This is a genomic window from Salirhabdus sp. Marseille-P4669 (assembly GCF_900240405.1).
Classification (GTDB): domain Bacteria; phylum Bacillota; class Bacilli; order Bacillales; family Alkalibacillaceae; genus OEQK01.
On sequence record NZ_OEQK01000007.1, the window covers coordinates 124145 to 145722 of the forward strand.

The following is a 21578-nucleotide window of genomic DNA, read 5'->3' on the forward strand; positions in this document are numbered from 1 at the left end:
GCTAATATATCTTTTTAAAGAAAAATCCAAACGATGAAACGAAATTTTTTTCATTTCCGTTTGGATTTTTTTGTTTATTTAGTGGACACGCACTTTGTGGGATTGCCTCCAGCCAGTCCGCAAATGCTCTTTCTATAATCCAAAAAATGTAGAATAATAAAGAAAATAAAACGAGCCTACCCCACAATTCATTAATTTTAGACCGACGTGTAGGGCAATCCTTTTTATGTAACGTCTATACAATGTGAAGCTCGAGAAGAAGGGAGGGGGAGCATCATTCAGGAAGATCTCTTAATACGGAAAATTAAAGAAGGCAATGAACAAGCATTGCGCGTGCTTATTGAAAAGTACAAACAACACGTATTTAAAGTTACATACAGTGTTGCGAAGGACGTACAAGAAGCTGAGGATTTGACACAAGAAGCATTTATAAAGATGGTTGATGCTCTCCCTTCCTATCAATCACAAGGATTTAAAACATGGATTAGCCGAATTGCTTTTAACACTGCAATTGATTTCTATCGAAAAAAGAAGCGGCGTAAAGAGGAACTGACTTCATATGATGAGCCAATGCTCAGATATCCGCAAGAGGAAAGTGCGGAGAAAGCAATGCTAAAGGAAGAACGTCTAGTAAAAGTCCGCCAAGCAATTCAGGATATGCCGGAAAATTATCGAGCGGTTGTATATGCCTATTATATAAAGGAACAATCTTATGCAGATATTGCCTCAGAACTCGGTCTTGCGGAGAAAACGGTTGAGATGAGATTGTATCGTGCAAGAAAATGGATGCGGGAAAATTGGAAGGAGGACGAATTTTAATGGGACAGCATGTTGAAATAGATGTATTGAGAAGGTATACAAGCAATCAATTGAATGAACAAGAGCAAGTTGCGATTGAATCCCATTTGGATCATTGTGATGTCTGTTTTGAAACGTATTTACATGTAATTGATGAATGGTCTATACCTCATTCATTATCCGAAACGTTCACGGATGATACGGTGGAACGAATCAAATCTAGCCAACCGAATATGTCTCCGGACAGCTCCTTGCCAACGAAAACCGACTACCATAAGAAAACGATTACGAACTATTTTCTTGCAGCTGGTTTAACTGTCGTGTTGATGTTTACAGGGGCATTTAAGCTAGTGACAAATGTTTCAGATAAAATAAATGTATACGATGAACCAATTTCGGATGAGTTAGTAGATAAAGCAACTGGCTTTTTAACGATTCAAACTACCAATATGGGAGAGGAGGAGAGTAAAAATGAATAAATCCAAGTTATTAGCATTTATGTTGGCTTTTATTCCGGGATTGGGACATATCTATTTGCAACGTAAGGTAAGAGGTATTTTATATGGTTTAGCTTTTGCTGGTACAGTTGGTCTAGGAATTGTATTAGCAATTGTTGCTCCATCTGTTCTGGTGCCGTATGGTAGTCATTATGATCAAATGCTTATTGGTTTATTACTTTTGGCCATTGCAATATGGGGAATTAATATGATTGATATGATCATGACGCTATTATCCTTAGCTGGCAATGGTCAACGGAATGTCGGTACAGAAGCAAACAACGAACTTATAAAAGCGGATATTGAACAACAAGAGCGCTTCTTTACAATCGTCTTATCCTTTATCCCTGGTGTTGGTCATTTTCACTTAGGATTAAATTATAGAGGGCTAACCTTTTTAGTAGGATTTTTTGGCTTAGCAACAATGATTTTATTTGTCACGATTTTAACAGGTCAGGGAGGCTTCCTCATTTTCGTGCTTGGATTACCAATTATTTGGATTTACAGTTTATTTGATACGATTCAACTGTTAAATCGCAAGCAAAATGGGGAAGTGTTAGTCGATCAATCCATTATGGATGATTTAGAAATTTACAAGGAAAATGGACGGAAAAGCAAAGGAATTACAACCGTGCTCGCGATTTTTCCAGGTGCGGGTCATATGTACCTAGGACTACAGCAACGTGGTTTGCAATTAATGATCGGCTTTGTCCTTTCTATTTATATATTGGATATTTTACGTATGTCCCTGTTTCTATTTTTAATTCCTGTTATTTGGTTTTATAGCTTTTTCGATGCCCTTCAGCAGCAAGCGAAGCACGAAATGGGAACAGCAAAGGATGTCCCTGTATTTAAATACTTTATCAATCACAAGCGTTGGCTTGGTGTTGCATTCATATTATTGGGCTTGTTTTTTATCGTGGATTCTATTTTAGTGCCAGCTTTTGCAGATAATCTATATGGGGTATTTGGTGTAGATATTTTGTATTATTATCACCGATATTTACAAATTGGGATTGTCAGCATTCTGTTATTAGGAGTTGGTGTTCGCTTACTAATGGGAATCAAAAAACACGATAAAGTGGAAGGGAAATAAAGAAAGGTGTCAGCATGGTAGCTGACACCTTTTATTATGCGTCTGTTGAAATACTGCTTGATTTTCGTTCTAGCTTTTCTTGTTTTGCCACTTTCATAAAGCTTCGGGTCTCTGCAACGACGATTCCAGACAATGCTAGTAATCCGACTAAGTTTGGAAATGCCATTAGCCCATTCATCACGTCAGAGAAGTTAAAGACAACATCAATGGTTACAACAGATCCGACAAAAATGAATACGACGAAAATTAGACGATAATAACGTACACTATTTTCACCAAATAGGTAGGAAATTGCTCTTTCTCCGTAATAGGACCATCCTAAAATAGTGGAGAACGTAAAGAATAATACCCCTAATCCTACAACATAGGTTCCAAAGCTACCTAAGAATTGCTCGAATGATGCGCTTGTTAATACAGAACCATTTAATCCGCTTCCCCATTGATCTGCCATTACGATGGTAATACCAGTGATAGAGCAGATAATAATGGTATCAATAAGTACTTGTGTCATAGAAACTAGAGCCTGTCGAGCAGGATAATCTGTTTTCGCAGCCGCAGCAGCGATTGGAGCAGAACCTAGACCAGCTTCGTTGGAGAATACCCCACGTGCTACCCCGTAACGAATAGCAGAACCTAATAAACCACCAAGACCTGCCTGTAAATTGAATGCTTCACTAAAAATAAGTGAAATAGCATTTCCGACAAGATCTAAGTTCATAACAATTAAAATAAGTCCACCAATAATGTAAAATGCTGCCATGATAGGAACAAAGAAGGCTGTTACTTTACCGATGCTTTTAATCCCACCGACGATAACTAAAGCAGCTACTACGGTGAAAACTAATCCGGTAATCCAAGGAGAGATATTAAATGTACTTTTTAATGTAAGGGCTGCGGTGTTGGATTGAGTCATATTCCCAATTCCGAAGGCTGCAAGAGCGGCAAAAACAGCAAACATAATACCTAAGGTTTTCCCAGCTTTATTTGGGATCCCTTTTTCTAAGTAATACATTGGACCACCAGACATGGTTCCTCTTTCATTCTTTTCACGGAATCGAACCGCAAGCAATGCCTCTGCATATTTGGTTGCCATCCCGACTAATGCAGTAATCCACATCCAAAATACGGCACCTGGTCCCCCGGCTACAACGGCTGTTGCAACACCGGCAATATTACCAGTACCTACAGTTGCGGCTAGCTGAGTGGTCAATGCTTGGTAATGGGGGATATCTCCTTCAGACTTTTTGTCTTGCTTACCGAATGCGAGCTTTAATGCATAAGGTAAAGCTCTAAATTGTAAAAATACTAATCGAAAACTTAAATAAAGTCCTGTTCCTACGAGAAGAATTAATAACGGTGGCCCCCAAATCCAACCGCCAATCTCTCCAAGTAGTTCTCCACCTTTTTCGTTAAAGGTTTTTAAAAATGATACAAAACCATCCAAAACTTGTTCCCCCCTTCTTTTAATACTTTATATATTAGTAGAAATATTCTAATAATTCAATAAAATTTCAGAATATATTTTTTCAGAAAATATGAAATTATGTATTTATACGTAAATCATTGATATATATAATAGAAGTAAAGAAGTATGTGTTGATGGACAACCTATGCATATATTGTACATGCGTAGGAGTAAACTAAACGTGCATCAGTTAAGACTTTATAAATACAGAGAGAGTAGCGTAAAGGAGGATTCACAATGAGTTGGAAGAAACGTATGTTAATTGGAGCTTCTATTGGAGCCCTTGCCTCTTTATTAAATCGAGAAACACGACAAGGTGCAAAGGAGTGGGGACAATCCATTGTATATGAGTTAAAAGAGTATCGCAAGCAACCATCTAAGGCTGTACAAGACCTGCGCTTTGCGGTTGAAAGAGTAGATCGTATAGCAGATACCTTTGTGCATGAATTACAATCAGCTGAAAACTTATTTCAAGAAGAAAAACAGCGCAGCCAACAACAACAGCTGCATTAAGAAATAATGTTTAAGGTGGCAAGCATTTTGGAGAAAATCAAACTTTTTTTCTATCGAATGTACAAACGATTTTATCGTGATGATGTAACAGGTCGATCAGCTCAGCTTGCTTACTTTTTTTTATTATCGCTTTTTCCGTTTATCATTTTCCTATTAACCTTGGCTGCTTTCTTACCAATAACGGTTCCAGATGTGTTAGATGTTGTGGAACACTATGCACCAGGGGAAACGATGGTATATATAGAGGAAAATGTGACAAAGCTTTTAGACAATCATAATGGTAAGCTGTTGTCTTTAGGTTTAATTGGTACGTTATTTGCGGCATCGAATGGGATTAATGCTTTTGTAAGGGTCATCAATATATCATACGAGATTGAACAAAAACGAACCTTTATTACAGCGAGATTAATCTCCATTGTATTAACCATCGCTATGTTTTTAGTAATCATTGTAGCATTGCTATTACCCGTATTCGGTAAAATCATTGGAACCTACGTGTTTTCCTTTCTCGGGTTCTCCGATGAGTTTGTGCAAATATGGGGAGCATTGAGGTTGGTCATTTCATTTTTAATTATGTTGATTGTCTTTTTGTTTTTATTTAAGCTGGCTCCAGAAAAACGAGTGAAGTTTTTAGAAGCATTTCCAGGGGCTTTATTTACAACGGTCGGCTGGCAAGTAGCATCCTTAATATTTGCTTTTTATGTAGAGCGATTTGGTCATTATGCAACTACCTATGGAAGCTTAGGGGTAGTTATTGTCTTAATGATTTGGCTATATATTTCGGCAATGATCATTATACTTGGTGGCGAGATGAATGCGACATTATATCGAATGAGCTTAGGAAAATTGTAAGCCGGGTAGTTAAAGAGCTACCCGGCTTCATCTGTTATTTTAACAAACGTAGCCCGTTTAAAATAACGAAAATGGTACTTCCTTCATGACCAATAACACCAAGTGGCAAATTGAGTGCTTGCACGAAGTTGGAAAGAAGCAAAATACCGATTATGGAGATGGAGAAAACAACATTTTGCTTCACAATGCGATTCATTTTCTTTGATAGACTTATTGCAGTCGGAATCTTCGCTAAATCATTTTTCATTAATACGACATCGGCTGTTTCAAGAGCGACATCTGTCCCTTCCCCCATCGCAATACCTAAATTAGCTGTAGCCAAGGCGGGGGCATCGTTAATTCCATCCCCTATCATTGCGACTCTTTTTTGATTTTGTTGGAGGTTTTTTAATATGGTTACTTTATCCTCTGGTAAGCAATTCGCATAGTACTCTTTAATCCCACATTCTTCTGCGATAACCTTAGCCGTTTTCTCATGGTCTCCTGTTATCATTACGGTTTTAATTCCTGCTTTATTTAGCTTTTGAATCACTTGTATGGCAATTTTTCGAACAGTATCTTGTAAAGCAAATAATGCTACGATTTCGTCATCCTTTGATACAAATACAATCGTTTTTCCTTGAGCAACGTATGCTTGATAAATGCCGTTTTGAAAAGCTTCTGCCTTTTCTAAACCGACAAAATCAGGTTTGCCTATTTTCCAGGTTGAGCCAGTAGCAGTCGCTTGAACACCGTTACCAGAAGTCGTTATCATATCATCTATTGGCGTGTTGTGTAGAATGTTCTGTTTTTCAATGTAGTGAACAATTGCATTCGCCAAGGGATGGCTGGACGCTTTTTCAATAGAACCAATAATTGATAAAATCTCTTTATTTGAATACTGTTCGTTAATGAAAACATCTGTTACCTCTGGCTTTCCATTCGTAATCGTTCCCGTTTTATCGAAAGCAATCGCGTCTATATTTGCAAGATTCTCTAAATGAACGCCACCTTTAAACAAAATTCCACCTCTTGCTCCTTTTGATATTGCAGCAAGTGTGGCAGGCATAATCGATGCGACCAATGCACAAGGAGATGCAACCACTAGAAAAATCATAGCTCGATAAAACGTATCCTCAAAGCTCCAACTGAATAGGTAATGTGGGACAACCATCATCAATACAGCACCAATTAATACTACTTTTACGTAAGTTCCTTCAAAACGTTCAATAAATAATTGAGACGGGGAGCGTTCACTTTTCGCATTATTGACTAAATGGATAATCTTCTGAAACAGACTATCGGTTGATGTTTTCGTTACTTCGATGGTTAGTGTGCCATTGATGTTAACTGTACCTGCCAACACATTGTCACCTGTACGTTTATCCACTGGAATGGATTCCCCAGTAATAGCAGCCTCATCGATACTTGTCATTCCTTTTAAAATCACCCCGTCAGCAGGAATGCGATCACCTGCCTTAACGAGAATGTGATCCCCTATTTCTAACACCTCCACAGGGACAATTTGCTCCTCCCCATTTTGAACTCTTACAGCGTGTTCAGGCTGCAGCTTCATAAGTGATGAAATTTCTTTTTCGCTTTTATTCATGGTGTATGTTTCGAGAGCGCCACTTAAAGCGAAAATAAAAATAAGTATGGCGCCTTCCATCCAGTAGCCGATTATGGCTGAACCGATAGCGGCGAGAACCATTAGTAATTCTACATTTAAGTTCTTGTTTTTAATCGTTTCTTCCATTCCCTCTTTTGCTTTGGCAAAACCACCGATGAGGTAAGCAAGCAAGAATAATCCAACTGTAATGGACTCGGATAGATAGGATTCCGTCAGCCATGCAACTAGTATTAAAAACCCACTAAACAAAGCAGCGATTAGTTCTATATGTTGTAAAAATGTTTTTGCCTTTGAAGAGGACCTATTTGTTTCCTGGGTGTTCTGCATTTCAAGTGAAAGTTCGGTGCCCATTATCTCAACTCCTTAAAGTTAAAATGATTATTAGTTTATAATAATTATAATTTAGTTATTATTATAATAACATAACCAGAGGAGTTTTCAACAGAAATGAAAAAAACTTTTGCCGAAGGATTCGACAAAAGCTTTTATGGTTGTGTTGTCATACGCATTACGCTGGGACAGACATTTTATCTGGCTGCTCCTTCTTTGCATAGATCGCAATAAAAATGATACACAACATTGCTGTTATAACGTGGAAGAAGGAGATAGAAGGAAAATGCTCGATGACTACACCACCTATTAATGGCCCGAGTATACTTCCTAAGCTAAATGCAATTCCACATAGGATATTACCTGCAGGAAGCAAGCCTTTCGGTAATAAATCTGTCATATAGGATAAACCTAAAGAGAAGATGGAACCGACAAGCATGCCTGCAAGTGCAAAAAAGCAAATTAACCAAGTAGCAGAATGCTCGAAAAATGCCGTTATAAAGAAAACAAGCATTCCACCGCCAATTACACTTAACAACACATTTTTCCGACCAATCCGATCGCTTAAAATCCCAAGAGGAATTTGGGAGAGTAAGCTGCCAGCCGCAAAGAATGGGATAATGAGCGAAATCATATTTACATCAAGCCCAACCCTAATACCGTATACAGGGAAGTTACCATGTAGGGTTGCTTCTAAAAACCCATACCCGAATGGTGGTAAGAAGGCAACCCAGGCAATTTTAGCAGCCTGTATAAATCGCTTCATAGATCCCCCGGATGTCTCAAGAGATACCTCTTCTTGTGGCAATTCATTACGTACAAAAAACATGGTCGACCACACAAGCATGCAGAGGATGGAGCTAACGATAAACGGGAGTGCTGTATTGTATTCCAATAAACGTGTCATTAACGGTCCGAAAGTAAACCCTAACCCAAAAAACAAACCGTAGATTGATATATCCCGACCACGCTTTTCTGGTTTACTAGAAGCGGTAATCCATGTTTGGGTTCCAAAGTGTAAAATGTGATCCCCGATTCCGACCATCATTCTTAAAATGAACCAAAACCATAAAGCTTCCCATAATGTAAAGAAAAATAACGATATAAATACCAAAGCTCCACCGATTAAAATCATTGGCTTATATCCAATTTTACGAATTGGCTTTTCCATAAAGGGTGAAGCGAGTAAGACTCCGATATAAAGCCCTGTTGCATGCAGGCCATTTATCGAGGAGGATACCCCATTTTGTTCTAAAATAATTGCAATTAAAGGCAACAGCATGCCTTGTGAAAATCCAGAAACCATTACTAAAGATACAAGAATCCAAAAACGACCTCTTACCGAAACCATTATGTTCACCTCTAAAATTAAGTCAAATACTATTTTAACGTAACTGTTTCGGGTTGAATATGAAAAAGTTTTTATAGTATGTGATTCGTTCTTTTAGAAATAATGTGATCCGATATTGAGAAGTTCGCTTCTAGATGCATAGTTTTCAAACCGTAGATAAAAATAAGAAAAAATTGAAGAAAGGCTGTGAATAAAGTGAGAAGGCTCTCCTTTTTATTTGTGGCAATAACGTTACTATTCACGCTTTCTCTTCCGAATCAAATGCTAGCAAAGGAAGAAAAGGCCGAGGATAAAGCAGAAGAAAAGACAGAAAATGAGGAAGAAAACAAGAAGGAAAAGAAACCAAACAACGACATTCCTAGTCATGTACTAAACATTTCTAAAGAGAATACCTATCCAAATACGACTAGAGACCAAACTGTACTAGAACCAAATGAACTTGCTGAAGAACTGATTGAGAGCGCAGATGAGGAAATTACGAATCCAGAACTAATTAAAATGTTGAATGAGTCTACCTTAAAACCATCGAAGCTTGCATTTGGTTATCGTGGGGAAATCTATTTAGGATATTGGCCAATTCACTATAAATCGAAAGAATCCAATGTGAACTGGGAATACCAGCAAATTAATACAAACATATCTAATAACTTAGGTGGTACAGAAAAAGCTACGCTTAATTATGTACAAGAATCGGAAAAACGCATAAAAGGTGGCTTAACATCAAAAACAGAAAAAGCTTCGGATGTTATGAAAATGATGTTACTAAGTGCACAGGACAAGACGGACTTACCATTAGCTTTTGAAACGGTTTTTGGTAGTGGTACGAAAAAGACACAAACGTACGGTGTACCACCGAAAAAGGTAGGTTATTTATATTCTTATGCACCAGCGTTAAATGAAAAAGGTGTTGTTACCTTTGGAGAGGTTTATCTAGTACTAAAAGGATCCAAAAAGTCCTTAGAGGTTAAAAATGTTACGAAACAAGGCATAGGGGCTTGGATTCCGATTCAGGATCATGTATCCTTCTCGTTCCAGCTGAAAAATACACCTTAATGGAAATAATTCACCATATCCTTTAAGGACTGGATATGGTGGATTTCATTCCTATTTGTTGCATCGCCATTTCGATGTTATGTTCAAATAAAGTTCTAGCAATAATATACCGTGCTTCTTTGACGGCCGAAAAATAATCGTTGTCTCGAACAACACCGATAATGGTAAACGTATATCCGCGGTATTGATTGTTCAAGGACGTCATTCCATATAATTGATACGCTTCAATTGGTGAATGCGAATCGTCTGTTTTTAAATAACAACCGATTTCATTGTTCAGCCGTTTGCAGGCAATATTTAATACCTCTTGAACCTTGCTTGGGTCTTCAGAAAAGCTTGTTGTAACATGCTCAACGATTCGCATATGTTCCTTATTATAATTTTGAATCGTTTGGATTTGGCCGTTATTAATGATAATTAATTTACCGTTCCACTCTCTTAACATTAAAGAACGAAGCCCGATCGCTTCAACGGTTCCTGTAAAAGCTTGATTGATAGTCACGAAATCTCCTTTCATCAACTGCTTTTCATAAAGTAACAAAAGACCTGATAGGGTGTCGGACACAATGCTTTTGGCACCAAAACCAACAATAATACTTAAGATACCTGCTCCAGCTAATAGCTGACCAACATGTACACCAAAGGAGATAAGAATAAAGATTAGATAGCCAAACAGAGCGGCATAATGAATAAGCGAACGAATCATAGATAGTAACGTTTTTTCAATCTGTTTATCAATAAAATTAGTTCGTTTAAAAAAGATCGTTAGAAGACGATTGACGAGTTTTGCCAGCGAAAAAGTAAGGATAGCTCCTAAGATAAGCATAAGGAAAGTATTTTGATAAATGATTTCCCAAAAGCCACTTATTTCGTTTAACATAGAAGACATGTCTATTCCTCCCTTAGTATCTCCTTGGTGTTGGATGACACATACGTTGTAGCAGGAAAGGAAGAGTGAACACCATTATGAGTGAACAAGAAGATAAAATTGCAAAACTAAGAAAACGTTTGGAAGAAGTAATGACTAGAATTGAAGGGATATCTCCTGATCAAATGACTGTAGAGGACATTGATCATTTTATTCACTTATTAGATGAATTAGAAGAGAAATGCCGATAATTCTTAATTCAAGCAATTATTAAAAATTTCCCTTTATGGTTGCAATTTTAACTGTAATCCTTTATCATATTAAATCATTACCATATTAGAGAAATAAAACATGATTTAGGGGGGAATTGTATGGCTATGGCCGTTATTATATCTGTACTTTTGATGATGATTTTAAGCTTATTACGAGTAAATGTGATGATTTCCATCATAATTGCAACAGTTGTTGCTGGATTTATTGCAGGAGAATCCTTAACAGACACGATAACACTTATGGTTGAAGGGATGTCTGCTGGAGGGAATACTGCCTTAAGTTATGTATTACTCGGTGCATTTGCTGTTGCGATTACGTATTCCGGGATTACTTCCATCTTGGTTAGGTCACTGCTGAAGGTAATTGAAGGTAAAAGAAGTGTGATGCTGCTCATTATCGCTGCTGTTGCTTCTTTATCTCAAAATGTAATTCCCGTACACATTGCTTTTATTCCAATTTTAATTCCACCATTACTGGGATTATTTGACAAAATGAACATTGATCGCCGAGGTGTTGCCACTGCTTTAACATTTGGCTTAAAAGCACCATATGTGATGATTCCCGTTGGCTTCGGTTATATCTTTCAAGAAATCATTATGACAAATATGAATGATAATGGAATATCGTTAGGAATTTATGATGTTACAAAAGCAATGCTTCTTCCAGGTTTAGGGATGATTGTTGGTTTGCTGATTGCGATTTTCTTTAGTTACCGTAAGGATCGAATCTATGAAACTACCAACAAACAAGAAATTGATCTTGAAACGGAAAATATAACGTTTGAGAAGAAACATGCTTTTACCATAATTGCAATAGTGGCTGCTTTAGTCGTTCAAATATTCACAGAGAACTTAATTTTATCTGCTTTAACTGGTTTATTCTTAATGTTTCTATTTTTTGTTGTACCCTTTAAGAAAGGGGAAGAGGTCGTTAGTGAAGGTATGAAAATGATGGCAATGATTGCCTTTATTATGCTTGTTGCCAATGGCTTTGCCAATGTATTAAAAACGACAGGATCTGTTGAAGCATTAGTGGAAGCTACATCTGGAATTTTAGGAGATAACAAAGCGATTATTGCGTTTGTGTTATTGCTTGTAGGTTTAATTGTTACGATGGGAATTGGAACTTCTTTCGGTACGATTCCAATATTAGCTGCATTGTATGTACCGCTTGCTAGTGCTGCTGGTTTCTCACCACTTGCGATTGCAGCTTTAATTGGTACAGCTGGTGCATTAGGGGATGCTGGCTCACCTGCTTCAGACAGTACATTAGGACCTACATCTGGTTTGAATGCAGATGGGAAGCATAATCACATTTGGGATACATGTGTACCAACCTTTATCCACTTTAACATCCCGTTATTTATCTTTGGATGGGTTGCATCTTTAATCTTATAAATTGTACATCGAATGAGTAGGGGGCTTCCTCTACTCATTTTCAGGAAGGGGAGAATAAAATGAAACAATTTCAAGGGGACGATGTAAAAATAGCAAGAACCATTTTTGATAATGGCGAGGAATATTATAGTGCTGTGAATGCTATTTTAGCGAACGTGCGGACAGCAGGAGATCAAGCCTTATTCGAATATACGAAAAGGTTTGACCGTGTAGAGCTTCAGGATTTGCTCGTGAAAAAAGAGGAAGTAGAGGAAGCCTATACCCTTGTATCGAAAGAATGGCTCGTGGCAATCAAGCAAGCGATTGAGAACATCATGCGATTTCATGAAAAGCAATTAAAACAGAGTTGGATTGATACAAGTGAAAATGGAACCATATTAGGACAATTAATTCGACCACTAGCTCGTGTTGGGATATATGTGCCTGGTGGAAGAGCGGCCTATCCTTCCTCTGTTATTATGAATGCTGCCCCAGCTAAAGTTGCAGGTGTAGAGGAGATTGTGATGGTTACGCCTCCAAATGAGGATGGAAAAGTGAACCCTGGTGTTCTCGTTGCTGCAGATCAATTAGGAATTGAAGCGGTTTATAAGGTTGGGGGTGCTCAGGCAATCGGTGCTTTAGCCTATGGTACTGAAACGATACGGAAGGTAGATAAAATAACAGGACCTGGTAATATTTATGTTGCCTTAGCCAAAAAAGAGGTTTTTGGGTTAGTGGATATTGATATGATTGCAGGCCCTAGTGAAATTGTTGTACTAGCAGATAAAACAGCAAACCCAGCCTATGTTGCTGCAGACCTCTTATCTCAGGCAGAGCACGATCCACTATCAGCTGCTGTTCTAATTACAGATTCCAATCAGCTAGCTGAAGAAGTTCAAGAAGAATTGCAACAGCAGCTACAAGTTTTAGAAAGAAAATCAATTGCTACCGAATCCCTTCAAAACAATGGTGCTATTTATGTCGTGTCCAATTTGCAGAAGGGAATAGACATGATTAACGATTATGCACCGGAGCACCTAGAAATAATGGTTAAGGATGCTTTTTCGTATATTGGTAAAATAAAAAATGCTGGCGCGATTTTTATTGGCGAAAACAGTGCAGAGGTTGTAGGAGACTATTTTGCTGGTCCAAATCATATTCTCCCAACTGGTGGGACAGCTAAGTTTTCATCCCCTTTACATGTTGATGACTTTTTAAAGAAAACGAGTTTGATATCCTATAGTAAAACCGATTTACGTGCCAATGCAGAGGCGATTCAAGCGTTAGCAAACTTTGAGGAACTTCAAGGACATGCCAATGCGATAAGGGTTCGAGTTAAGAAAGATTAAAAAAAGTGAATGTGTAGCTTGCTTCCTGCAAAAGATAGTAAAAAACAAAGCAGGTGAGTGCATGCGTTTCACATATTTACTTTCGACAATCACATTCTTACTTGTAAGCCTTCTAATACCAGTTTCAACTGCTTCTGCTTTTGATCAAACCACATTTGGTTGGGGCTATAAGAAAAATAAAGAGCAGAACCCACCGGATGCTGGTGAATATGGTCCAATATTAGATAAGTACAACAGCTTTTACGTAGATAAATCCGGAGAAAAAGTTGTGTATTTCACGTTTGATATGGGATATGAATCTGGATATACGGAGCAAATCTTAGACATATTAAAAAAACAACAGGTTCCTGCAACCTTCTTTCTAGCAGGTCACTATTTCAATAGCGCACCGGAACTAGTAGAGAGAATGGTTGAAGAGGGTCATAATATTGGCAATCACTCGTTTAACCATAAAGACTTTACAACCCTATCTGAGGAAAAGATTAAGGAAGAACTGGAAACGATTGAAGATAAGCTTTATGAAGTAACCGGCATTAAACATACGCAATATGTTCGCCCACCACGTGGGGACTTTAGTGAACGAACATTAGAAATTACAGAAAAACTAGGATATACAACGGTGTTTTGGTCTTCGGCTTTTGTAGACTGGGGTACGGAGAAAGGCACCGATACCGCGTTTCGGAGTATTATTGAACACATTCACCCCGGAGCTATCATTTTACTTCACTCCACTCAAAGTAATGCAGACGCTTTAGAACCACTTATCGACGAACTGCGGAAGCGGGGCTATGTGTTCAAAAGCTTAGACTATCTACTATGGAAAGAAACACTGCCATTTACATTCTAGAGAATTTGTCAATTCAGGAAAACCCAAACCATAAACAATACTCTGTCACGAGTAATTGTATTGGTATGGGTTTTCGTTTTATGTTTTCTTTAGAGATTTCATTACTATAATTGTGCTACAATGAAGGGTATCAAAGGGAAGGGGAGAAGGAATGTGTGGAAGGAAATCATTACGTTAGATGGCATGTTTGATTTTGATTACTCCCTAAGTCGGTTAAGCTTTGATCCTTTAATCAAAGTAAATCAGCAGGATAGAACGGTTTACGTACCTGTAAAGCTTATGGAGGAGGATAAGCATATCGTAAAAATACAAGCACTTGGCACAACGGAAAGGCCAAAATTTGCTTTAGAAGGCGAAAATGAAGAGCAGGAGACTTTAGTACATAAAATTAAAGAAATATTTCAATGGGACAAACCGTTAGAAGCGATACAACATCATTTCCAAAAGACGGAATTAGCTCCTTTGTTTCGTAAATATCCGGGAACACCGATTGTGAAGGATTTCGGATACTACGAAGCTTTAATGAAGACCATTATCCATCAACAGCTTAATATGAAATTTGCCTACACATTATCTACTAGATTTGTTCAAAAGTATGGAGAAGAAGTAGATGGCGTATGGTTTTACCCAAGTCCAGATGTAGTAGCAGACATACCATATGAAGATTTGCGGGAGCTTCAATTTAGTCAACGAAAAGCAGAATACATAATTGATACATCAAGAGCGATTGTGGAAGGTAAACTAAATTTAAATGAACTTGCTTCCAAAAGTGATGATGAGGTTATTCAAAGCCTTGTAAAAATTCGTGGCATCGGTCATTGGACAGCTGAAAATTGGCTGTTATTTGGTGTTGGACGGAATAACTTATTGCCTGCAGCGGATATAGGAATACAAAATGCATTGAAAAAATTTTTACACTTGGAGAGTAAGCCACATAAAGATGATATTTACAAAATGGGAGAAGCATGGTCTCCTTATCGAAGTTATGCATCGATTGTACTGTGGAGAAGTATTGAAGGATAGGTGGAAATATGGCGAGAACAAGGCAATCAACTCATGAAAAACAGAAAAGAAGTCAGGAAATACCATTAACGATCAAACGGATGGGAATTAATGGGGAAGGTATCGGCTATTTCAAGCGTAAAGCTGTGTTTGTTCAAGGGGCACTTCCCGGTGAAGAAGTAGTGGCAGTAGTGGAAAAGGAATATCCGAAATACATTCGGGCTGAACTGAAGAAAATACGAAAAAAATCCAATGACAGAATACAGCCACCTTGTGACATTTATGAAGCATGTGGGGGATGTCAGCTTCAGCATTTACGATATGACAAACAGCTAGAGTTTAAGAGAGATTTGATCTTACAAGCTTTTGACCGATATGTGAAGAAAAAAATAGATCCAGCAATCGTAAAATCTACTTTAGGTATGGAGCATCCTTGGGACTATCGTAATAAAAGTCAATTACAGGTCGGAATGTTAAAAGGGAATGTAATCGCAGGGATGTATGGACAAGGCTCCCATCGCCTAATTGATATTACGGGCTGCCTCGTTCAGCATCCAACAATCAATAAAGTTGCAGAGACAGTAAAAAATATTATTACAGACCTAAACATACCAATTTATGACGAGCGAAAGCATTCCGGTTTTATTCGTACCATCGTAACCCGCTTAGGTTTTGCTACAGATGAAATACAGCTCGTACTCGTAACTGCAAAAAAAGAGTTCCCGAAAAAAGAGCTATTCGTAAAAGAAGTGCAGAAAAGACTTCCAAAAGTAACTTCTCTTATGCAAAATGTGAATGGGAAAAAAACATCGTTGATTTTCGGGGAAGAAACAAGGCATCTTTTTGGTGAAGAATACATGGAAGAGCGCCTGGAAGACATCGGTTTTGAATTATCTGCAAGAGCCTTCTTCCAACTCAATCCCGCTCAAACGGTGAAGCTTTACAATGAGGTTAAACGTGTCGCAGCTCTTACTGGTGAAGAAAAAATAGTAGATGCCTATTGTGGTGTTGGTACGATTGGATTATGGCTTGCAGAGGGTGCGAAGGAAATAAGAGGTATTGAAATTATTGACGAAGCAGTCCAGGATGCGCGACGGAATGCCGAAAAGCAGGGTGTTTCTAATGCTAAATACGTAACTGGAAAAGCAGAGGAATGGTTACCAAAGTGGCAAAAGGAAGGATTCCAACCAGATATTATTGTAGTCGACCCGCCACGCACCGGCTTAGATCACACCTTTATTGAAACCGTGAAGAAAATCAAACCAAAGAAATTTATATACGCCTCCTGTAATCCATCCACATTAGCGAAAGATATTGATGCCTTATCTAGTGTTTATGAAGTAAAGTCCATTCAGCCTGTGGATATGTTTCCACAAACAAGTCAGGTGGAAAGTGTGACATTACTTACATTGAAAAAATAAACATTTCCAATTTTCAAATGTGATAAAAATCATCCCAGTTTTTCCTTATTAGGAAGCTGGGACTTTTTATATAAAAACTAGGGGGCGAAAGAGAAAGCGTGAATAAGAAAAATTGGGCACGGCCGGCCACATAGGGATAGTCAATGAAAGTAATTTCCAATCAAATAGTTGATGTCCAATTGATAAGGATACGGATGAAGCCGCTAGAATCGATGGTCATTTTACCCTGTTTTTTAAAAAAATTAAGAGCTTAACCCTTATATATAATCGTATGTTTGGTTTGTGTCTGGATAAGTTAATTAATATATGAAATTATTGTAAAAGGGTAAGGAGTGAAAGGGAATGACTTCCAAGAGGCACTTCGTATTTAATATTGCTTTAATATTGCTTCCTTGGTTTTCGATATTATTTTTAGGAAAGCAAAATGTAAAGCGTTTTTCACTAGCAGGACTAGTCGTTGTATTATGTGAAGTGATAACGCAAATAATTGGCCATAAACGTAAATGGTGGGTGTTTTATGACAGATCAGACTCATTTATAAGAGATTTACTTCCTTTTAGCGCCGGCCCATATTTGCCGATGTCCTTGTAGATGTTGAAATTGTCGTATGGTAATTTTAAAAAATTTCTGATGCTAAATGCAGTTGCAGATGGACTTTTTGCTTTCGTGGGAATTAAATTTCTAAAAAAATTTAAAATAGCTAATTTGTTTAGACTGAATGGAATTCAATTTTTTCTATATTTATTTTCTAAAGCATTTTTATTATACGGTGTTCAAGAATTTATTGAGAGTAAAAGTGCTTCAAAGTAAATGATATTACAACGAACAAAGAAAGAATGCTTATAAAAGCCTTTACACGTGGTAAAGGCTTCTTTTTATACCCATTTACAATCCCGAAATATATCTTTATCTTTTCTTAACGTGGCGTTAACCAAACATGTTGTTTCCTTTTATATACTTAGCTTCTAAGAGAGAGTGTTCAAGGTTCCATAAAGAGAAAGATGTGGGTAAGAGAGAAAAACGATATTTTTTGGGGGTGTCATGTTGGACTCACCTTTTTTAACGTTTATCACGTATTTTAACCTCATCATGTTTCTACTGTTCGCTGTACTGTACTCGTATAAATTTGTCTATATATACATAGCGTTTAGGGCGAAACGGAAGAAGGAAGCTGTTAAAAGAAAGGTACGGATACATAACTATGCGGCTATTATTGCAGCGAGGAACGAAGAGCTTGTTATTGGAGAATTGATCAAAAGTATCAAAAATCAAAATTATCCAGAAGATTGTGTAGATATTTTTGTTGTAGCGGACAATTGTACGGATCAAACAGCTAAAGTTGCCAAGCGAGCTGGAGCTATTGTTCGTGAGCGGTTTAATAAGCTGCTTGTTGGGAAAGGTTACGCACTCGATTACATGATAAAAATTATTGAGCAGGAATATGCGGCTAATCAGTACGACGGGTATCTTATATTTGATGCGGATAATTTACTGGATGAAAATTATATAGCAGAGATGAATAAGACGTTTAATCGTGGTTATCGCGTCGTGACAAGTTACCGTAATTCAAAAAACTATGGACAAAACTGGATTACAGCGGGTTACTCGCTCTGGTTTCTACACGAAGCGGAGTACCTTAATTTACCGAGAATGGTTTTGAAAACGAGCTGTGCTATTTCGGGAACCGGGTTTCTTGTGCATGCGAATTTAATTAAACAAAATGGTGGGTGGATTCATCACCTTTTAACTGAGGACATTGAATTTTCAGTTCATCAAATATTAAAGGGAGAAACCATTGGTTATTGCAAGCATGCTATTTTTTACGACGAACAACCGGCTACCCTTCCACAATCCTGGAATCAGAGATTACGTTGGGCAAAAGGCTTTTATCAAGTGCTTGGAAAGTATGGAAGAGACTTAATTAAAAGCATCTTTTTTGGCAAGAGTAATCGCTTTTCTTGTTATGACATGACCATGACGATTATGCCTGCCCTGCTCATTTCCCTTTTTAGTCTTTTCGTAAATGGTGTTTTTTACGTTAACGCCGTTTTTGAAGTCATTGATGAGAAGGGATTTGTCCAAGCAATGAATATCGTGATGTTAAAATCCCTTATTGGTTATTATGGATAACTATTCATGATTGGTTTCATCACAACTTTGACAGAATGGAAGAGGATCCATTGTTCTAGTTGGAAAAAAATCTGGTTTACCTTCACATTTCCCTTTTTTATGTTTACGTATATACCCATTGCAGTCGTAGCATTATTTAAAAATGTGGAGTGGAAACCAATTGCGCACACAGAAGTGAAATCCCTTGATGATGTAAGGTGAAAAAAGAATGTGCTATAGGCAATATTCCATTGGGATATTGCCTATTTTCTTTTAATAAGCGTCTGCTATTTCGATATTTTGAATATATTGGGATAGGATAAAAGAAAAAAGCAGAAGAACGTGCTAAAATAAAGTCACTACGATAAATAAGTTCATAAGCAGAGGTATGATGGAGATGAATGAGGAATATATGATAAATGCCAAGCACATCTATGATAAGGCAGAGCGAAAGGCATCGAATTATTTTCGTTCCTTGTATAATCAGGTTCAACAAAAATCGTATATAACGAATCTCACAAAAGATATAAATCATTGGAAACAAAACCATATTCGGCATCCTTTTTTATCTTTATTTCATAAGGGAAAAGAAGCGAATGAGATTCGAGGTTATCACAGTTATATACAGTGGCTAAATTATACGGGTAAACTAGATGGATATTTAACACGCAGCATATCCTATCTTTATATGCGTGACTTAGGGAAGGCATTGCATGATAGTACTACTCAAAACAGTATACAATCCGTAGTGAAAAAATTAAAAAAGCAATTGCTACGTTCAAATAAAGAACATATGGAGCCTTTTCGTCTGCCGGGCTTATATCGAATGGCACAAAAGGAAAACATTGAGGACACTTTTATTTGGCTAATAAACAAACTAAAGGCAGTTACGAGTCAGATTCCAGAGGGCATGGATGCGGAACACGCGAAACGAAAAATTATTAAAATCGTTGCAGGTACGCTAATGCATGAGTTAGAGGAAATGGATGAAAGTACACCAAGTGAAATACGAGAAAGGAATCTCCAACGAGCAATTCAATTAGGATATGCATATGGTCTAACCTACCCCTTCATTGATGACCTTCTTGATGCAAATATATTGTCTGCTGAAGAGGAAAAAAATTATTCCCAAATGATACGTAAAACCCTTCTCACTGGTACAGTACCTAATTTAGATTATTGGAATGGTGAAAATAAAGCATTTGTATACTTTGTGCATTCTGAATTACGAGAAGCATTTGAACGAATCCTTAGTCATCAAACAGAAGTTTCTAGAAATAAGTTTTTAGAGGAGTCGTATATCTTTTTTAATTCTCAAGAAATCGATCGGAATAAGGATTTGGCAAATGAACAGTACACAAATGAAGAATTATATATCCCTGTGATTCTAAAGTCTTCTTCCTCCCGTTTAATTGTTCGTACGCTATTAAATACACCAGAGGATGAACATATCGATGATCGTACCTTTTATTATGGAATCTATAATCAGCTAGCAGATGACTTTGCGGATATGTTTGAGGATTTGGAGGAGGGGGCTGTAACTCCCTATACGTATTATTTAACATACTATAAGCAGCGTAATGATTTGATTAATCCATTTGAGCTATATTGGACGGTTATTTCAAATTTGATTCATCACGTGTATCAAAACGATCCAATGTCTATTGAAGTAATTTTAGATCGAGCGATAAATGGGTTAAAGCGAAATAAGAAACGGCTAGGTACTAAAAGATACAATGAAATAATTGGAATTTTTGCTGCCGATATGCCAAAATTTAATAAATTAATTCAACGTCTCGTCCAAAAGGCAAGCGACGTAGACTTTTTTGATAAATTACTACGAGACCATATGCTATCGAATTTTAAGAAAGAACGTAAGGAACGTGAGGAATTTCAACAAACGATTGAAACGATTCGAAAACAAGTTAATTCCGATTTAACGTTAGAAAGTGTACAGGAAAATAAAAATTTAAAAGAGCAGATTACAGAGGCGGCAAACTATAGTTTAGCGACTGATGGAAAACGGCTCAGACCAATTGTCTCCTGGTTTATAGGTGTTCATGAATATGGGCTAAATCGTAATGCTTTAACGCCACTTTTAAAATCATTAGAGTATATGCACACAGCTTCACTTATTTTCGATGATTTACCAGCGCAGGATAACGCAGATACGCGCAGGGGAAATCTAGCTTTACACAAAGTGTATAATACTGCAGTAGCTGAATTGACAGGACTTTATTTAACTCAAAAGGCGGTACAGGAACAAGCATCATTACAGGCAGCTCATCCTGAGACGGTTCTTCGTTTAATACAGTATTCTTCAGAAAAAACGATGGAAATGTGTAAGGGGCAAGCGATGGACTTAGCTTCAAAAGGGAAGACGTTGACGTTAGAACAGCTAAATACAATGAGTTTTTACAAAACGGGCCTTGGCTTTGAAGCATCTCTTCTTATGCCAGCAATACTAGCGCATGTAGAAGAAAAGGAAATGCAAGGTTTAAAACAATACGCCTACCATGCGGGAATTGCGTTTCAAATCAAGGATGATTTACTAGATATTGAAGGAGATTCGGATTTGTTAGGAAAGCAAGTTGGTATTGATGTGACAAATAATAACTCTACCTTTGTATCCATTCTAGGGCTGGATGGTGCTAGAATGGCCATGTGGGATCATTACTGTAATGCACTAGAAGCCTTACAAGAAGTGCCACACAAAACAAACTTTTTAAAGCATTTACTAGATTACTTTGTTCATCGTGATCATTAGAA

General features: G+C 37.5%; 19 protein-coding genes. 15 read left to right on the plus strand and 4 right to left on the minus strand.

What is annotated here, in order from left to right; translation table 11 throughout:
• Nucleotides 1-303 precede the first annotated feature (303 nt).
• The 3 genes from C1A05_RS13900 to C1A05_RS13910 are packed head-to-tail and all read left to right on the plus strand — an operon-like array spanning nucleotide 304 to nucleotide 2391.
• Entirely contained in the window at nucleotides 304-819 is a 516-nt protein-coding gene (locus tag C1A05_RS13900) for an RNA polymerase sigma factor (RefSeq protein ID WP_255398305.1), read from the plus strand.
• Nucleotides 819-1277 (plus strand): hypothetical protein, encoded by a 459-nt coding sequence (locus tag C1A05_RS13905; RefSeq protein ID WP_102028847.1) that lies wholly within the window; start codon nucleotides 819-821, stop codon nucleotides 1275-1277. Before C1A05_RS13900 ends, C1A05_RS13905 begins: the two co-directional genes overlap by 1 nt.
• Nucleotides 1270-2391 (plus strand): DUF6677 family protein, encoded by a 1122-nt coding sequence (locus C1A05_RS13910; RefSeq protein ID WP_102028848.1) that lies wholly within the window; start codon nucleotides 1270-1272, stop codon nucleotides 2389-2391. Before C1A05_RS13905 ends, C1A05_RS13910 begins: the two co-directional genes overlap by 8 nt.
• A gap of 34 nt (nucleotides 2392-2425) precedes the next feature.
• Here C1A05_RS13910 and C1A05_RS13915 read toward each other — a convergent pair whose 3' ends face one another.
• Nucleotides 2426-3835 (minus strand): alanine/glycine:cation symporter family protein, encoded by a 1410-nt coding sequence (locus tag C1A05_RS13915; RefSeq protein ID WP_102028849.1) that lies wholly within the window; start codon nucleotides 3833-3835, stop codon nucleotides 2426-2428.
• A gap of 258 nt (nucleotides 3836-4093) precedes the next feature.
• Between C1A05_RS13915 and C1A05_RS13920 the strand changes: the two genes are divergently transcribed.
• Together C1A05_RS13920 and C1A05_RS13925 are read left to right on the plus strand one after the other, a co-directional pair.
• Nucleotides 4094-4369 (plus strand): YtxH domain-containing protein, encoded by a 276-nt coding sequence (locus tag C1A05_RS13920; protein WP_102028850.1) that lies wholly within the window; start codon nucleotides 4094-4096, stop codon nucleotides 4367-4369.
• A gap of 27 nt (nucleotides 4370-4396) precedes the next feature.
• Nucleotides 4397-5221 carry a YihY/virulence factor BrkB family protein gene (locus C1A05_RS13925; protein WP_234998552.1) on the plus strand — a complete coding sequence of 275 codons (825 nt, stop codon included), beginning with the start codon at nucleotides 4397-4399 and terminating at the stop codon, nucleotides 5219-5221.
• Between the two features lie 34 nt (nucleotides 5222-5255).
• Here the strand turns inward: C1A05_RS13925 and C1A05_RS13930 are convergent, their stop codons facing one another.
• Together C1A05_RS13930 and C1A05_RS13935 are read right to left on the minus strand one after the other, a co-directional pair.
• A complete protein-coding gene (locus tag C1A05_RS13930) occupies nucleotides 5256-7181 on the minus strand; it encodes a heavy metal translocating P-type ATPase (protein ID WP_373419481.1) in 1926 nt (641 codons plus the stop codon).
• Between the two features lie 157 nt (nucleotides 7182-7338).
• Nucleotides 7339-8511 carry an MFS transporter gene (locus tag C1A05_RS13935; RefSeq protein WP_102028852.1) on the minus strand — a complete coding sequence of 391 codons (1173 nt, stop codon included), beginning with the start codon at nucleotides 8509-8511 and terminating at the stop codon, nucleotides 7339-7341.
• 195 nt (nucleotides 8512-8706) lie between these two features.
• Between C1A05_RS13935 and C1A05_RS13940 the strand changes: the two genes are divergently transcribed.
• Entirely contained in the window at nucleotides 8707-9564 is an 858-nt protein-coding gene (locus C1A05_RS13940; RefSeq protein ID WP_234998576.1) for a YfkD famly protein, read from the plus strand.
• A gap of 22 nt (nucleotides 9565-9586) precedes the next feature.
• Here C1A05_RS13940 and C1A05_RS13945 read toward each other — a convergent pair whose 3' ends face one another.
• A complete protein-coding gene (locus C1A05_RS13945) occupies nucleotides 9587-10453 on the minus strand; it encodes a mechanosensitive ion channel family protein (RefSeq protein ID WP_234998554.1) in 867 nt (288 codons plus the stop codon).
• A gap of 77 nt (nucleotides 10454-10530) precedes the next feature.
• Here C1A05_RS13945 and C1A05_RS18190 point away from each other — a divergent pair, with 77 nt between their 5' ends.
• The 9 genes from C1A05_RS18190 to C1A05_RS13985 all read left to right on the plus strand — a co-directional run bounded on the left by C1A05_RS18190 (nucleotide 10531) and on the right by C1A05_RS13985 (nucleotide 21576).
• Nucleotides 10531-10683: an SE1561 family protein gene (locus C1A05_RS18190; protein ID WP_200816501.1), complete on the plus strand. Its 153-nt coding sequence runs from the start codon at nucleotides 10531-10533 to the stop codon at nucleotides 10681-10683.
• A 120-nt stretch (nucleotides 10684-10803) separates the two neighbouring features.
• Nucleotides 10804-12102 carry a Na+/H+ antiporter family protein gene (locus tag C1A05_RS13950; RefSeq protein WP_102028853.1) on the plus strand — a complete coding sequence of 433 codons (1299 nt, stop codon included), beginning with the start codon at nucleotides 10804-10806 and terminating at the stop codon, nucleotides 12100-12102.
• 59 nt (nucleotides 12103-12161) lie between these two features.
• Nucleotides 12162-13430 (plus strand): histidinol dehydrogenase, encoded by a 1269-nt coding sequence (gene hisD, locus C1A05_RS13955; RefSeq protein ID WP_102028854.1) that lies wholly within the window; start codon nucleotides 12162-12164, stop codon nucleotides 13428-13430.
• A gap of 61 nt (nucleotides 13431-13491) precedes the next feature.
• Nucleotides 13492-14277, plus strand: a complete 786-nt coding sequence (locus tag C1A05_RS13960; RefSeq protein ID WP_102028855.1) for a polysaccharide deacetylase family protein — start codon at nucleotides 13492-13494, stop codon at nucleotides 14275-14277.
• A gap of 153 nt (nucleotides 14278-14430) precedes the next feature.
• A complete protein-coding gene (locus tag C1A05_RS13965; protein ID WP_102028856.1) occupies nucleotides 14431-15300 on the plus strand; it encodes a DNA-3-methyladenine glycosylase family protein in 870 nt (289 codons plus the stop codon).
• Nucleotides 15301-15308: 8 nt separating this feature from the next.
• Entirely contained in the window at nucleotides 15309-16700 is a 1392-nt protein-coding gene (gene rlmD, locus C1A05_RS13970; protein ID WP_102028857.1) for a 23S rRNA (uracil(1939)-C(5))-methyltransferase RlmD, read from the plus strand.
• 342 nt (nucleotides 16701-17042) lie between these two features.
• Entirely contained in the window at nucleotides 17043-17291 is a 249-nt protein-coding gene (locus C1A05_RS18500) for a hypothetical protein (protein ID WP_306373264.1), read from the plus strand.
• A 453-nt stretch (nucleotides 17292-17744) separates the two neighbouring features.
• On the plus strand, nucleotides 17745-18830 hold the full coding sequence (locus C1A05_RS13980) for a glycosyltransferase family 2 protein (RefSeq protein ID WP_200816502.1): 1086 nt from the start codon (nucleotides 17745-17747) through the stop codon (nucleotides 18828-18830).
• 367 nt (nucleotides 18831-19197) lie between these two features.
• Nucleotides 19198-21576, plus strand: coding sequence for a polyprenyl synthetase family protein (locus C1A05_RS13985; protein ID WP_200816503.1), 2379 nt, complete (start codon nucleotides 19198-19200; stop codon nucleotides 21574-21576).
• The last annotated feature ends 2 nt before the right edge of the window (nucleotides 21577-21578 follow it).